The sequence below is a fragment of the Amycolatopsis sp. MEPSY49 genome (assembly GCF_051337345.1).
In the GTDB taxonomy this organism is placed as follows: Bacteria; Actinomycetota; Actinomycetes; order Mycobacteriales; family Pseudonocardiaceae; genus Amycolatopsis.
In genome coordinates, this window is sequence record NZ_JBDLYJ010000006.1 from 280090 (window position 1) to 293771 (window position 13682).

Genomic DNA, 13682 nt, shown 5'->3' on the forward strand with positions numbered 1-13682 from the left:
CGCAGGCGGGAAGGTGGACATGGACGACTACCGCGTCGTCGCGGACGCCCTCGCCGCCGACATCGAGGCCGGCCGGCTGCGGCCCGGGGACCGCCTCCCGCCGCAGCGGCGGTTCGCGCGGCAGCGCGGGATCGCCGGTTCCACCGCCGCCCGCGTCTACGGCGAGCTCGTCCGGCGGGGCCTGGCCGTCGGCGAGGTCGGCCGCGGCACCTTCGTCCGGGCCGCGAAACCGCCGCCCGAACCGGCGCTCGCCGAACCCGGGGACGCGCGCGTCGACCTCGAACTCAACTTCGCCGTCCTGCCCGAAGAATCCGCGAAGCTCGCCCGGGCCCTGCAACCCCTCCTGCGCGACGACGTCCTCACCGCCGCCCTGCACCCGATCGGCGCCGCGGGCACGCCGGCCGCCCGGCAGGCCGCCGCCACGCTGCTCACCCGCGGCGACTGGCGGCCGGACCCGGCGACCGTGCTCTTCACCGGCAGCGGACGGCAGGCCATCGCGGCCGCCGTCGCCGCGTTCGTGCCGGTGGGCGCGCGGCTCGCGGTCGAGTCCCTCACCTACCCGGTGGTGAAGGGCCTCGCCGCCCGCCTCGGCGTCGAGCTGGTGCCGATCGAGACCGACGAGCACGGCCTGGTCCCGGCCGCGCTGGCCGCGGCCGAGCCGGTCCGCGCGCTGTACGTCCAGCCGACGCTGCACAACCCGCTCGGCACGACCATGCCCGCGCGCCGCCGCGAAGAACTGGCGGACGTCGTGCGGCGGCTGGACCTGCCGGTGATCGAGGACGGCATCTACACGTTCCTGCGCGACGACGTCCGGCCGTTCGCCGCGTACGCGCCGGAGCGGACGGTGTTCGTCGACAGCCTCTCCAAGCGCGTCGCCCCGGGCCTGACGGCGGGATTCCTCGTGACGCCGCCGGCGTGGACTCCCCGGCTGGCGTCGTCGGTGCGGTCGGGCGCGTGGGCTGCCTCGCGCTTCGCCGTCGAAGCGGCGACGCAGTGGATCATGACCGGCACCCTCGCCGAAGTCGAAGCCGCGAAACGTCGTGACGCCGCCGCCCGGGCGTTGGTGGTGCAGGAGAAGCTGCCGGGCCTGCGCGGCGACGCCGCGTCGTACCACCGCTGGTGGGAGCTGCCGGAGCAGTGGCGGGCGGACACGTTCGTCGCGGCGGCCGCCCGGCGCGGCATCGCGCTGCTCCCGGCCGCGGCGTTCGCGGTCCTGCCGGGCCACGCACCGAACGCCGTGCGCGTCGCGGTGTCCGCGCCGCCGGTGCCGACCCTGGAAGCCGCGCTCGACGTCCTGGCGACCCTGGCCGGCGGCAGTCCCGACGACCTGCTGGCCGACTGACAGCGGGTGCCAGCGGCGTGCCAGTGCGGTGTGCGGGCCGCACCAGAGCGCCGCGCCACTCTTCGGTTGTCGCACAACGAACCGAAGGAGCACCCATGACCGTCACGATCGTCGGCGCCGGCCTCGGCGGCCTCACGCTGGCCCGGGTCCTGCACGTCCACGGCGTCCCCGTCACCGTCTACGAGGCCGACGCGTCCCCGATGGCGCGGCTGCAGGGCGGGATGCTCGACATCCACGACTACAACGGGCAGCTCGCCGTCGAAGCCGCCGGCCTGGCGGACGAGTTCCGCGGGCTCGTCCTGGACGGCCGCCAGGCGATGCGGATCCTCGACCGGGACGGGAACCTGCTGTTCGAGAAGGTCGACGACGGCACCGGCGGCCGGCCCGAGGTCCAGCGCGGCGAACTGCGGCGGATGCTGCTCGACGCGCTCCCCGAAGGCACCGTCCGGTGGGGGCACAAGGTCACCGGGGTCCGCGCGCTCGACGGCGGCGGCCACGAAGTGACCTTCGCCGACGGCACGAGTGTCGGCACGGACCTGCTGGTCGGCGCCGACGGCGCGTGGTCGAAGGTCCGGCCGCTGCTCACCGACGCCACGCCCGAGTACGCCGGCGAAGCGTTCGTCGAGACCTACCTGTTCGACGCCGACACCCGGCACCCCGCCACGGCGGCGGCCGTCGGGAGCGGGTCGATGGTCGCGCACGGCGGCTCGCCGGACGACGGCATCAACGCCCACCGCGAAAGCGGCGACACCCTGCACGCCTACGTGGTGCTCGCCCGGCCGCTGGACTGGTTCGCCGAGATCGACTTCACCGACCCCGCCGCGGCCGCCGCGCGGATCGCGGAAGAGTTCGACGGCTGGGCCCCGGAGCTGACGGCCCTGATCACCGACGGCGACACCGACCCGGTGCTGCGCCCGCACTACACGCTGCCGGTCGGGCTCCGCTGGGACCGCGTGCCGGGCGTGACCCTCGTCGGCGACGCCGCCCACCTCGCACCCCCGAACGGCGAAGGTGCCAATCTGGCCATGCTGGACGGCGCGGAGCTGGGGCAGGCCCTCGCCGCGCACCCGGACGACGTCGAGGCCGCTATCGCGCAGTACGAGGAGGCCATGTTCGTCCGCAGTGCGACGCCCGTGGACGACGCCGTCCTCCTCGAGAGCCTGTTCGGCGACGACGTCCCGGAGAGCCTGCTCGAACTGGTCCGGGGCGAGCAGGACTAGGGCGCGTACTTCCCGACGAAGCTGCCGCACGTGACGGCGCGGCCCGTGAGCCGGGCCTGGATCGCCTTTTCCAGGCCGAGGTAGTCGAACACCGGCGTGTCGGCCGGGATCGACTCCGGCACCGGGCCGCCCGTCGCGAGCTGGCGGATCGAGTCCGTCTCGAACAGCACCAGGTAACCGCCTTCGCGGTTCAGCCGGTCGGCCGTCGCGAGCATGCGCTCGGGCGCGTCGCCGACGATCTCCAGCGGCAGCGGCCATTCGAGCGGGAACGGGTTGCGCAGGCCGAACGCGGGGTAGGCGAACGGGCTGTCCGGCAGGACCGCCGTCTTCGCGGCCGGGAAGCGGTCCAGGCAGTCGCGGATCTGGCGGACGAACGTGTGCGTCGAGGGGTTGGTGCGGATGCCGGCCATCGCCGGGGTGACGTCGCCGAGGTCGGCGGTCAGCCGGTCGTGGCCGAGGTCGAGGTAGGCGGCCTGGTCGTGGCGGACGACGACGACCCAGCCGCACACCGCCACCGCGGTCAGGCCCGCCGTCACGGTCACCCAGCGGCGGGCCAGCCGCGGCCGCGGCGGGACGACGTGGCTCAGCAGCAGCAACGCCGTCAGGGCGAGGGTGCCGGTGAGCAGCGTCGGCGTGTCGTTGCCCCACGACAGGCTGGTCATGAACCCGGTGGCGAGCACGAGCAGCCCCGCCCAGGGCACCTTGCGCGTGACGGCCGCGTTGACCGGCACGCTCACCGCGACGATCCACCACAGGACGTCCGCCCAGCGCGAGGAGCCGGTGAACCGGCCGTCGACGACCGTCCAGACGATCGCCGCCGCCCCGGCGAGCACCAGCACCCAGGACGCGATCCGCCCGGCCGCGCCGAGCCGGTCACCCGGCAGCCGGACGGCGAGCAGCACCACGGCGATCGCGGCGAAGAAGGCCAGTTCCCGCACGGGCGCCCGGGTCAGCGCCTCGGGGTCTTCCAGCCAGAGCCCGAGCAGGCGTTCGCCGTACGCGGGGACGCCGCCGGTCAGCTGCTCGACCATCTCGGCGAACCCGCCGCCGAGGCTGACCCACGCGACGTACAGCAGCCCGGGCGCGCCGAGCGCGAGGAGGTCGAGGACGAACCGGAGCACGCGCCGGCTGCCGGTCCGGGTGGCCGGGTGCAGCAGCAGCCACACCACCCCGATCACCGCGGCGAGCACGAAGCTCTGCTTGACGAACACCGCGCAGCCGAGCAGCACGAGCCCACCGCGGCGGGCGAACGCGTGGTTCTTGCCGAGCCCGGTGTCGAGAGCCCAGGCGCCGCACGCGGTGAGCGCGATGCCGTCGACGGTGTGCCAGGCCATCAGCGGGAATGCGTTGAGGTTGATCAGCGACGCCGCGGCGACCATCGCCGTCATGCCCGGGCCCCACTCCAGCACGCGGCGGCGCGTGACGAGCGCGGCGAACGCGATGGTGGCGACGATGATCTCGATCATCGACAGGAAGCTGGACCCGAAGAACAGCGGCATCGGCAGCGCGAAGTCGGCGACGTGCAGCACGGCCGACCCGAGCGGACGCGCGGAGATGATGTCGGCGTGCGGGACTTCGCCGTGCAGGACTCGCCACGCCTGGGCGAGGATGAAGCCCTGGTCGGAGGGGTGGAACCCGAAGCGGCCGACGCGCAGTTCGGTGGCCAGGGCGAGCACGAGGACCCAGCCGGCGTGGAGGCCCCAGCGCAGCAGCGGCCGCGCGGCCTTGGCGGACACGGGTTCCGGCGCGGCGGCGCGCGCAGGACTCGCCACGTCCACGCCTGCCCGCCTTCCGCTCCCCGATCACGCCCGGAAAGCGATGGTAGCGGCCGGGCCCGGCCCCGGCATGAACAGCACCACCGGGCCTCGGCTCAAGCGCCCCAATGTGGCCTTCGGTGCGTCAGACGCACCGAAGGCCGCCTTGGGTGCGTCAGACGCAACCAAGGCCACATTGGGGCGCTTTGGTCACCTGGCCGTGCCGATCGCGGCCGTCTCGTCGGCCGCGGCGAATCGGTCCCCAGTGCTGATTTCGCGCATTTCGAACTCCCCAGTTCACGCCCGTACCGGTGTACGGGACTCGCGCGAGGGTAGAAGTACCGTCGTCCTCGGAGCCAGGGTTTCGGCGGAATTCGCGGCAATCAGGCACGACGGCGCCAGATCAGGCGGGTGATCGCCGCCGCGACCGCCGCCGGCGCGGGCCGGCGGGGCAGGCCGCGGGCCTCCGGCGCGGACTCCCGCATCGCCGAGTACGCGAGGTGCGCGGCGAACCGCGCCACCCGCGGCGCGGTCAGCGTCGCCAGCTCGGCGGCCCGGCCCTCGGGCAGGCTCAGGATCTCCGGCCGCTCTTCCAGGGCCTTCACGACGAGCGCGGCCGCGCGCTCCGGGCTGCTCGACGGGATGCCGCGGTAGCCGGTCGGCGCGATCATCGGCGTCCGCACCAGCGGCATCCGCACCGAGGTGAACGTGATGCCGTCCGACAGCGTCTCGCGCCCGGCCGTCAGCCCGAACTCCTCCAGCGCCGCCTTCGACGCCAGGTACGCCGAAAAGCGCGGGGTGTCGGTCTGCAGGCCCTGGGTCGTCACGTTGACGACGTGGCCGAACCGCCGCCGTGCCATCGACGGCAGGAACCCGAGGATCAGCCGCACCGGCCCGAAGTAGTTGATGGCCATCGTGCGCTCGAAGTCGTGGAACCGTTCGGTGGACAGCGCGACCGAGCGCCGGATCGACCGGCCGGCGTTGTTCACCAGCATGTCGACCGCGCCGTGCTCGCCGAGGACGTCCTTGACCAGCGCGTCGACGGCGTCGCCGTCGGTGAGGTCGCACGGGTACGCGGCCGCCACGCCGCCGGCCGCGGTGATCTCGTCCCGGACCTCGGCCAGCTCGGACTCCCGTCGCGCCACGAGGATCACCTTCGCGCCCTTGCGCGCCACGGCGAGCGCCGACGCCCGGCCGATCCCGGACGACGCGCCGGTGATCAGCACCGTCCGGCCGGCGAGGCCGTGCCGGCGCCGGGCGCGGTCGGGGTCGAGGTGGGCCTGCCAGTACCGGTAGAGCGGCGCGGCGTAGTCCCGCAGCTCCGGCAGCTCGATCCCGCTGCCGAACAACGCGGTCGTCGTCCGTGCGGTGTCGAAGACGACGTCCATGCTGAGGTGCGGCAGCACGTCCAGGGGGACGCCGAGCTCGTCCAGGACGGCGGCGCGGGTGGCCCGGCCCCCGGGCACGCGGTCGACGCCGTTCGCCGCCGCGTGCGCGAGCCGGGTGCCCACGCGCCGCACCACACCGGGCAGTTCGGCCCGGACCCTCGGTCCGCCGGCGGCGCGCGCGAAGGCGTTGTAGACGGAGTTGAGCGACTGCGGCCGCGCGGCGGCGAGGTGGTAGGTGGCCCCGGACGGCGCGTCCCGGTGCATCAGGAACGCAAGAGCTTCGACGACGTAGTCGACCGGCACCAGGTTCGTCGCGCCGAGGTCGGGGGCGGCCAGCGGCAGCCGCGCGGGCAGCGCCGCCAGCCGCGAGATGGCGGGCAGGAAGAAGTACGGGCCGTCGACCTTGTCCATCTCGCCGGTGCGCGAGTCGCCGACGACGGCCGAGGGCCGGTAGACGCGGAACGGCAGCGACTGCTCGCGGACGAGCTTCTCGGCCTGGAACTTCGTCGCGTGGTATGGCGAAGGGAAGTGCTGCCCGAGGTCGAAGTCGTCCTCGGTGAACCGCCCGGCGTGGTCGCCCGCGACGGCGATCGAGGACACGTGGTGCACCAGACCCGCCCCGGCCGCGGCGGCGAAGGCGAGCAGGTGCCGGGTGCCGTCGACGTTGGCGCGCCGGTTGGCCTCCTCGTCCGCGGTCAGGTCGTAGATCGCGCCGAGGTGGACGACGTGGTCGAGGTGCGGCAGCTCCGCGGCATCGGTGCCGAGCCGCGGTTCGGCGAGGTCGCCGACCACCGGGTGCAGCTTCTCCGCGCCGGGCCAGGCCGCGGCCAAGGCGGTCAGGCGCTCGCGGGAGGTCTCGCGGACCAAGGCGTACACGGCGGACGTCTCCGGCCGCCGCAGCAGGCGGGCCACCAGGCGTTTCCCGATGAAGCCCGTCGCGCCCGTCACGAAGTAGGTCGTCATGGCCGGTCCCTTCGGTAGGGAGCCGACTCTAACCTACTGGAAAGTAGGAACGGTAGTTGTCAGGTTTCCAGCTGGTCGTCGGCAGTCGCCACGACGGCGTCACGCAGGGCGGCGCGCAGCCGTCCGACGTCGAGCGGGCCCAGAACGGCCGCTTCACCCGGCGGCGCGACCAGCACCACCTTGTCGTTGCTGACGAACACCGTCACGTCCCTGCGCCTGCCGGCCAGATCCCGGCAGCCGACCGACCATTCGCCCCGACTCATGGTCGCCGCCCTCCGTTTTCTCCTGGTGGTCGTGCTCCGTGCGAAGAGGGGAGCGCGGCGCGGAGGCGCTATGACGCCGGTTCACCCGATCTGCCTACTCGCGGGTTTTCTCTTGCGCTTCGCGGATTTCCGGCGTATCCCCCGGTCGTGGCGACGCCCGTTCGGGAGTACCGTCCGCACCGTCTCGTCGACGTGGGAGGTCACTGATGTCGGAGCCGCGGAAGATCGTCATCGTCGGTGCGGGCCTGGGCGGGGCGTCCGCCGCGGCCGCGTTGCGCGAACGCGGTTACTCCGGCGAAGTCCTGCTGATGGGGTCGGACCCGCATCGGCCGTACGAGCTGCCGGCGCTGTCGAAGGGCGTCCTGCTCGGCAACGGCGACGAACCCGACTGGGTGCACGAAGAGAAGTTCTACGCGGAGAAGGACATCCGGTTCACCCCCGGCGTCACGGCGACCCGGATCGAGCTGGGCGCCCGCCTGGTGCTGGACGACGCGGGCGGCGAGCACCGCTACGACCGCCTGGTCCTGGCGACCGGCTCGCGGCCGCGTTCGCTCCCGGTCCCGGGCGGCGACCTGCCGGGGCTGTACACGCTGCGCAGCCTCGACGACTCGCTCAAGCTGCGTTCGGCGTTCGCCGAAGCGGAGCGCGTGGTGATCGTCGGCGCCGGCTGGATCGGCTCGGAGGCCGCGGCGGCGGCCCGGACGCACAACGCGGACGTGACGGTCGTGGACCCGGTACCGGTCCCGCTGGCGAACGTCGTCGGCGAGACGGTCGGCGGGGTGTTCCGCGACCTGCACCTGGAGAAGGGCGTGCACTACCGGCTCGGTGAGCAGGTCGCGGAGATCACCGGCGGCCCGGACGGCGTCCGCGGGGTCCGGCTCGGCAGCGGCGAGGAGCTCACGGCGGACGTGGTCCTGATCGCGGTCGGCGCGGCACCCCGGGTCGAGCTGGCCCACGCGGCGGGCCTGGAACTGTCCGACGACGGCGGGGTGTGCGTGGACGCGGGCCTGCGCACGGCGGCCCCGGACGTGTACGCGGTGGGCGACATCGCGGCGCACTTCCACCCGCGCTACGGGCGCCGCATCCGCGTCGAGCACTGGGCGAACGCGAAGGACCAGGGGACGCACGTGGCGCAGAACCTGCTGGGGGAGAACGAGCCGTTCCTCGGGTCGCCGTACTTCTTCACCGACCAGTACGACCTGGGGTGCGAGTACCGCGGTCTCGCGGACCCGGCGTCGGACGAGCTGGTCGTCCGCGGCGACCTGGCGTCCCGCGAGTTCACGGCGTTCTGGCTGCGCGACGGCGAAGTCGCGGCGGCGATGAACGTGAACATGTGGGACGACGGGGATGCCTTGGGCGCCTTGGTCGACGGCCGCGCGAAGGTGACGGCGGAACAGCTCAAGACGGCCGATCTGGCGTCGCTCGGCTGAGGCGTTCGCGCATCAGCGCGTCGAGCCGTCGCCACGCGGGCGACGACGCGTTGACCGCGCCCTGCACCAGTGCCGGGATCGCGGAACCTCGTTCGTACGAAGGCAGTTCGGCGCCGTAGCGCGCCCGGGTCGCCGAGACGAGCCGCTCGGCCAGCGCGTCGACGCGCGGGTCGTGCGGGTCGAGGTCGTGCACCCGGTCGTACTCGAGGACCAGCTCGAGCAGTGCTGGATCGGTCAGCATCGCCGACTGGTCCCGGAAGTTCGCGCGCGCCGTCTCCGGGTGGGTCGCGAACACCAGGAGCCACAGGTCGTTCTGCAGCGCGACCCAGCGTTCGCTGAACCCGAGAGCGGGCAGCTCGGCGAGGTGGTCCACGACGTCGGCCGGCAACGCGGACAGCCGGCCGTCGGCGAGCTGCCGCAGCCGGGCCCGGGTGTCCCGCAGGCCGCGGATCCGGGCGGCGAGGTCGTCGTCGATCTGCTTGAGCGCCGGAAGCAGGCCGCCGCCGCGGAGTTCGCGGATCCGCGCCAGCGGAACGCCGGCCTCGGCCAGCGTGCGGATCTTGATCAGCTCGACGGCGTCGGCCGCGCTGTAGCGGCGGTAGCCGGACGCGTCGCGCGGCGGCTCCGGGAGGAGCCCCTTGGCGTGGTAGACGCGGATCGTCTTGGCCGTCACCCCGACGTACCCGGCGAGCTGCCCGATGGTGAGCACCCCGCCATCGTCGCACTTGACCTTGCCCCAGGGGCAAGGTTGCAGGATGACCGGCATGGCGGACTACGACACCCTGCGCGCGCTGGCCGACGAGGGCAACGAAACGGCCCTCGACCGGCTCGCCGACCTGGCCGACGCCCGCGGCGACGTCGAAGGGCTGAGCGAGCTGCTGGACGAAGGCTGCGACCACGCCGGCGCGCTGCTGACCCGCCGCGCGGTCGCCGCGGGCGACCTCCTGGAGCTGCAGCGGATCGCCGACGCCGGCCACGACCCGGCCGGCGAGGAGCTGGAGCGCCTGCTCAGGAAGTGACTTCGCGCGTCAGGGTCAGGTAGGCCAGCAGGGCCAGCAGCGCGAACCCCGCCATGGTCGCGGCCATCGGCACGGCCGTCCCCGGCCCGCCGAGCCCGACCAGCGGCGTCGCCACCGCGCCCACGACGAACTGCAGCACGCCCAGCAACGCCGACGCCGCCCCCGCCGACCGCGCGTGGGACGCCAGCGCCAGCGAACTCGCGTTCGGCATGACCAGCCCGATGCTCGACACCAGCAGGAACAACGACACCAGGAGGAAAGCCAGGGGAGCCCGGGACAACGCGGACACCAAAACGAGGGCCCCGCCGAGAACGCCCAGCAGCAGCCCGGACAGCAGCAAGACGCGTTCGGGCACCCGCCCCACGAGCCGCCCGTTGAGCTGGCCCGCCAGCACGATGCCGACGCCGTTGGCCCCGAACACCACGCTGTACGCCTGCGGGCTGAGCCCGTACACGCCCTGCAGCGCGAAGGACGACCCGGATATGTAGGCGAACATCGCCGCGAACAGCAGCCCGGACGCCAGCGCGTATCCCGCGAACGACCGGTCCAGCGCCAGCCGCCCGTAGGTCCGCATCACCTGGCCGAGCCGCGCGGGAGACCGCGAAACCGACGGCTCGGGCAGGGAGAACGCCACCACGGCCAGCAGCAGCGCCCCGAACGCCGTCAGCACCACGAACACCCCGCGCCACGACGTCCAGTTCAGCAGCTGCCCGCCGAGCAGCGGCGCCAGGATCGGGGCCAGCCCGCTGACCAGCATCAGCGTCGAGAAGAACTTCGTCATCGCGGTGCCGGAGAACAGGTCGCGCACGGTGGCGCGGGCGATCACGATGCCGGCCGCCGCGCCGACGGCCTGCACGAGCCGCGCCGCGACCAGCAGCCACGCGTCCGGGCTCACCGCGCACAGCACCGACCCCACGACGTACAGCATCAGCCCCGCCAGCAGCGGGCGACGGCGGCCGAGGGAGTCCGACAGCGGGCCGACCACCAGCTGCCCCAGCGCCAGGCCGGCGATGAACGCGCTGAGCGTCAGCTGGACCGTCGTGTCCGCCGCGTGCAGGTCGGCCGCCATCCGCGGCAGCGCGGGCAGGTACATGTCGATCGACAGCGGCCCGAACGCCGAAAGCCCGCCCAGGACGAGGACGAACTTCAGCTGCGACCGCCTGCTCGGCGCGGTAAGTTTCGCCGCGGTGGTCATGTGCCTCCTGTCGGTCTCGACTCCGACCAGCGACGCGGGTGGCCTGCGCTATTCCGGGCTGTGATCGGTGACACGCAGTGCTCATCTGAGCACTGAACCGGTACTGATCCGATCAATTTTCCGACCGTTTGGGCGTCAGCTCTGGATCGAGCGAACCGGCTGCGATATACATCGGATGTCTGGTCGGGTGGGTGAAGGGAAAATCCGTGCAGCTTGTGCGTCTCGGGGAGCCGGGAAGTGAGCGTCCGTTCGTGCGTGCCGACGACGGCACGACCTACGAGCTGGGCGGGCTGACCGCCGACATCGACGGCGGTTTCCTCGCCGCGGACGGCGTCGCCCGCCTGGCCGCCGCGCTCGCCGCCGGGGAGCTGCCGCCGGCGGACGTCGAGGGACTGCGCGTCGGCTCGCCGATCGCCCAGCCCGGCAAGGTCGTCTGCATCGGCATGAACTACCGCCGCCACGCCGAGGAAACCGGCGCGACGCCGCCCACCGAGCCGGTCGTCTTCATGAAGGCGCCGGACGTCGTGGTCGGCCCCGGCGACGACGTCCTCATCCCGCGCGGCTCCACGAGCACCGACTGGGAGGTCGAGCTCGGCGTCGTCGTCGGCAAGACCGCCCGCTACCTCGACAGCGTCGAGGAGGCCCTCGACCACGTCGCCGGTTACGTCGTCTCGAACGACGTCTCCGAACGCGCGCTGCAGTTCCGCACCGCCCAGTGGGACAAGGGCAAGTCGTGCGAGAACTTCAACCCGCTCGGCCCGGCGCTCGTCCCGGCGAGCGAGGTGCCCGATCCGCAGGACCTCGGCCTGCGGCTGTGGATCAACGGCGAGAAGAAGCAGGACTCGTCCACCAAGGACATGATCTTCAGCGTCGCCGAGATCGTGCACCACCTCAGCCAGGTGATGGTGCTGCGGCCCGGCGACCTGATCAACACCGGCACGCCCGAAGGCGTCGCGCTCGGGCAGCCCGACCCGAAGCCGTACCTGCGCGACGGCGACGTCATCGAGCTCGAGATCGACGGGCTCGGCCGGCAGCGCCAGGTCGCGAGGCAGGCCTGACCATGGCGAAGATCATCGGCATGGAGGTCCTCGACGTCCGCTTCCCGACGTCGAAGGAGCTCGACGGCTCGGACGCGATGAACCCCGACCCGGATTACTCGGCCGCGTACGTCGTGCTGCACACCGACGGCGGCCCCGACGGCTACGGCCTCGCGTTCACCATCGGCCGCGGCAACGACGTCCAGGCCGCCGCGATCCGCGCGCTCGCCCCGCACGTCGTCGGCCGGGACGTCCCGGAGGACGCGGCCGCGCTCGGCGACCTGTCCCGCACGCTCGTCGGCGACTCACAGTTCCGCTGGCTGGGCCCGGAAAAGGGCGTCGCGCACATGGCCGTCGGCGCGATCGTCAACGCAGCGTGGGACCTCGCCGCCCGCCGCGCGAACCTGCCGGTCTGGCAGTTCGCCGCGCGGATGACCCCCGAAGAACTGGTGTCCCTGGTCGACTTCCGGTACCTGTCCGACGCGCTCACCGAGGCCGAAGCCCTGGAGATCCTGCGGCGCGCGGAACCCGGCCGAGCCGAGCGCGCGAAGCAGCTCGAAGCGCACGGCTATCGCGCCTACAGCACGTCTCCCGGCTGGCTCGGGTACGCCGACGCGAAGCTCGTGCGGCTCGCCGAACAAGCGGTCGCGGACGGCTTCGAGATGATCAAGCTGAAGGTCGGCGGCAACCTCGAGGACGACGTCCGCCGCATGAAACTCGCCCGCGAGACGGTCGGCCCGGACGTCCGGATCGCCGTGGACGCCAACCAGCGCTGGGATGTCTCCGCCGCCGTCACGTGGATGACCGCGCTGGCGCCGTACGACCCGTACTGGATCGAGGAACCGACGTCCCCGGACGACGTCCTCGGCCACGCGGCCATCGCGAAAGCGCTTGCGCCCATCCGCGTCGCGACCGGTGAGCACGTCCAGAACCGCGTGATCTTCAAGCAGCTGCTGCAGGCGGACGCGATCTCCGTGCTGCAGCTGGACGCCGCCCGCGTCGGCGGGTTCAACGAGAACCTCGCGATCCTGCTGCTGGCCGCCAAGTTCGGCGTCCCGGTGTGCCCGCACGCGGGCGGCGTCGGGCTCTGCGAGCTCGTCCGGCACCTGTCGATGTTCGACTTCGTGGCGGTGTCCGGCACCGACGCGGACCGCTCGATCGAGTGGGTCGACCACCTGCACGAGCACTTCACCGACCCGGCCGTCGTCGAGCGCGGCCGGTACCTCGCCCCGACCGCCCCCGGGTTCTCCGCGCGCATGCACGACGCGACGCTGCGCCGGTTCCGCTTCCCGGACGGTCCCGAGTGGACGGAGACCGCAAGTGAGTGAATTCGAGGGCCTGGTGGCCGCCGTCACCGGAGGCGCCTCGGGCATCGGCAAGGCGGTGGCGAACCTGCTCACCGAGCGCGGTGCGCGGGTGGCGGTGCTGGACCTGAAGCCGGACGACGACGGCTTCCGCTGCGACGTTTCCTCGGATGACGAGGTGCGGAGCGCGATCGACGCCGTCGTGGACCGCTTCGGGCGCCTCGACATCCTCGTCAACAACGCCGGGATCGGCGCGCAGGGCGACGTCACGGCCAACGACGACGACGAGTGGCACCGCGTGTTCGACGTCAACGTCGTCGGCATGGTCCGGCTCGCCCGCGCCGCCTTGCCGCACCTCAAGAACTCGCCGTCCGCGGCGATCGTCAACACCTGCTCCATCGCGGCGTGGGCCGGCCTGCCCAACCGCGCGCTCTACTCCTCCACCAAGGGCGCGGTGCTCTCGCTGACCCTGGCGATGGCGACCGACCACCTGCCCGACCGCGTCCGCGTCAACTGCGTGTGCCCGGGCACGGCGGACACCCCGTGGGTGGGCCGGCTGCTCGACGCCGCCGCCGACCCCGCGGCCGAACGCGCGGCCCTCGCGGCCCGCCAGCCCATGGGCCGGCTGGTCACCGCCGAGGAGGTCGCGAACGCGATCGTCTACCTCGCGAGTCCCCTCTCCGCTTCGACCACCGGCACCGCGCTCGCGGTGGACGGCGGCATGTACGGCCTGCGCCCGCGCGGCCCGGTCCAACCCCGGTAAGACT

At 73.1% G+C, this 13682-nt stretch carries 12 protein-coding genes; 7 read left to right on the top strand and 5 right to left on the bottom strand.

Annotation, left to right across the window (positions count from 1 at the left end; all coding sequences use genetic code 11):
- Positions 1–19: 19 nt before the first annotated feature.
- Together ABFJ78_RS27410 and ABFJ78_RS27415 are read left to right on the top strand one after the other, a co-directional pair.
- Entirely contained in the window at positions 20–1342 is a 1323-nt protein-coding gene (locus ABFJ78_RS27410; RefSeq protein ID WP_436389482.1) for a PLP-dependent aminotransferase family protein, read from the top strand.
- A 95-nt stretch (positions 1343–1437) separates the two neighbouring features.
- Positions 1438–2562 (top strand): FAD-dependent oxidoreductase, encoded by a 1125-nt coding sequence (locus ABFJ78_RS27415; RefSeq protein WP_436389483.1) that lies wholly within the window; start codon positions 1438–1440, stop codon positions 2560–2562.
- Here ABFJ78_RS27415 and ABFJ78_RS27420 read toward each other — a convergent pair.
- The 3 genes from ABFJ78_RS27420 to ABFJ78_RS27430 all read right to left on the bottom strand — a co-directional run bounded on the left by ABFJ78_RS27420 (position 2559) and on the right by ABFJ78_RS27430 (position 6930).
- Entirely contained in the window at positions 2559–4340 is a 1782-nt protein-coding gene (locus ABFJ78_RS27420; RefSeq protein WP_436389484.1) for a hypothetical protein, read from the bottom strand. The two genes, ABFJ78_RS27415 and ABFJ78_RS27420, sit on opposite strands and share 4 nt — an antisense overlap.
- A gap of 359 nt (positions 4341–4699) precedes the next feature.
- Positions 4700–6667, bottom strand: coding sequence for an SDR family oxidoreductase (locus ABFJ78_RS27425; protein ID WP_436389485.1), 1968 nt, complete (start codon positions 6665–6667; stop codon positions 4700–4702).
- 59 nt (positions 6668–6726) lie between these two features.
- Complete coding sequence (locus tag ABFJ78_RS27430; RefSeq protein ID WP_372670508.1) at positions 6727–6930, bottom strand: hypothetical protein; 204 nt, start codon at positions 6928–6930, stop codon at positions 6727–6729.
- Positions 6931–7136: 206 nt separating this feature from the next.
- Between ABFJ78_RS27430 and ABFJ78_RS27435 the strand changes: the two genes are divergently transcribed.
- On the top strand, positions 7137–8360 hold the full coding sequence (locus ABFJ78_RS27435; RefSeq protein ID WP_436389486.1) for an NAD(P)/FAD-dependent oxidoreductase: 1224 nt from the start codon (positions 7137–7139) through the stop codon (positions 8358–8360).
- Here the strand turns inward: ABFJ78_RS27435 and ABFJ78_RS27440 are convergent.
- The gene (locus tag ABFJ78_RS27440; RefSeq protein ID WP_436389487.1) at positions 8329–9126 is read right to left on the bottom strand and encodes a MerR family transcriptional regulator; all 798 of its coding nucleotides are present in this window, start codon (positions 9124–9126) and stop codon (positions 8329–8331) included. The genes ABFJ78_RS27435 and ABFJ78_RS27440 overlap by 32 nt on opposite strands.
- On the opposite strand from ABFJ78_RS27440, the gene ABFJ78_RS27445 reads away from it, so the two are divergent.
- Positions 9116–9379 (top strand): hypothetical protein, encoded by a 264-nt coding sequence (locus tag ABFJ78_RS27445; protein WP_436389488.1) that lies wholly within the window; start codon positions 9116–9118, stop codon positions 9377–9379. The genes ABFJ78_RS27440 and ABFJ78_RS27445 overlap by 11 nt on opposite strands.
- Here ABFJ78_RS27445 and ABFJ78_RS27450 read toward each other — a convergent pair.
- A complete protein-coding gene (locus ABFJ78_RS27450) occupies positions 9369–10574 on the bottom strand; it encodes a multidrug effflux MFS transporter (protein ID WP_436389489.1) in 1206 nt (401 codons plus the stop codon). The genes ABFJ78_RS27445 and ABFJ78_RS27450 overlap by 11 nt on opposite strands.
- 206 nt (positions 10575–10780) lie before the next feature.
- Here ABFJ78_RS27450 and ABFJ78_RS27455 point away from each other — a divergent pair, with 206 nt between their 5' ends.
- Genes ABFJ78_RS27455 through ABFJ78_RS27465 form a run of 3 tightly spaced genes read left to right on the top strand, consistent with a single transcriptional unit; the run spans position 10781 to position 13678 of the window.
- A complete protein-coding gene (locus tag ABFJ78_RS27455) occupies positions 10781–11632 on the top strand; it encodes a fumarylacetoacetate hydrolase family protein (RefSeq protein WP_436389490.1) in 852 nt (283 codons plus the stop codon).
- A gap of 2 nt (positions 11633–11634) precedes the next feature.
- The gene (locus tag ABFJ78_RS27460) at positions 11635–12939 is read left to right on the top strand and encodes an enolase C-terminal domain-like protein (RefSeq protein WP_436389491.1); all 1305 of its coding nucleotides are present in this window, start codon (positions 11635–11637) and stop codon (positions 12937–12939) included.
- Entirely contained in the window at positions 12932–13678 is a 747-nt protein-coding gene (locus ABFJ78_RS27465; protein WP_436389492.1) for an SDR family NAD(P)-dependent oxidoreductase, read from the top strand. Before ABFJ78_RS27460 ends, ABFJ78_RS27465 begins: the two co-directional genes overlap by 8 nt.
- Positions 13679–13682: the final 4 nt, after the last annotated feature.

Bases quoted from the DNA above. Each gene is read 5' to 3' on its own strand.
- ABFJ78_RS27415 (WP_436389483.1), top strand. From the start codon at position 1,438: ATGACCGTCACGATCGTCGGCGCCGGCCTCGGCGGCCTCACGCTGGCC.
- ABFJ78_RS27445 (WP_436389488.1), top strand. From the start codon at position 9,116: ATGACCGGCATGGCGGACTACGACACCCTGCGCGCGCTGGCCGACGAG.
- ABFJ78_RS27425 (WP_436389485.1), bottom strand. From the start codon at position 6,667: ATGACGACCTACTTCGTGACGGGCGCGACGGGCTTCATCGGGAAACGC.
- ABFJ78_RS27440 (WP_436389487.1), bottom strand. From the start codon at position 9,126: ATGCCGGTCATCCTGCAACCTTGCCCCTGGGGCAAGGTCAAGTGCGAC.
- ABFJ78_RS27460 (WP_436389491.1), top strand. From the start codon at position 11,635: ATGGCGAAGATCATCGGCATGGAGGTCCTCGACGTCCGCTTCCCGACG.
- ABFJ78_RS27430 (WP_372670508.1), bottom strand. From the start codon at position 6,930: ATGAGTCGGGGCGAATGGTCGGTCGGCTGCCGGGATCTGGCCGGCAGG.
- ABFJ78_RS27450 (WP_436389489.1), bottom strand. From the start codon at position 10,574: ATGACCACCGCGGCGAAACTTACCGCGCCGAGCAGGCGGTCGCAGCTG.
- ABFJ78_RS27435 (WP_436389486.1), top strand. From the start codon at position 7,137: ATGTCGGAGCCGCGGAAGATCGTCATCGTCGGTGCGGGCCTGGGCGGG.
- ABFJ78_RS27410 (WP_436389482.1), top strand. From the start codon at position 20: ATGGACGACTACCGCGTCGTCGCGGACGCCCTCGCCGCCGACATCGAG.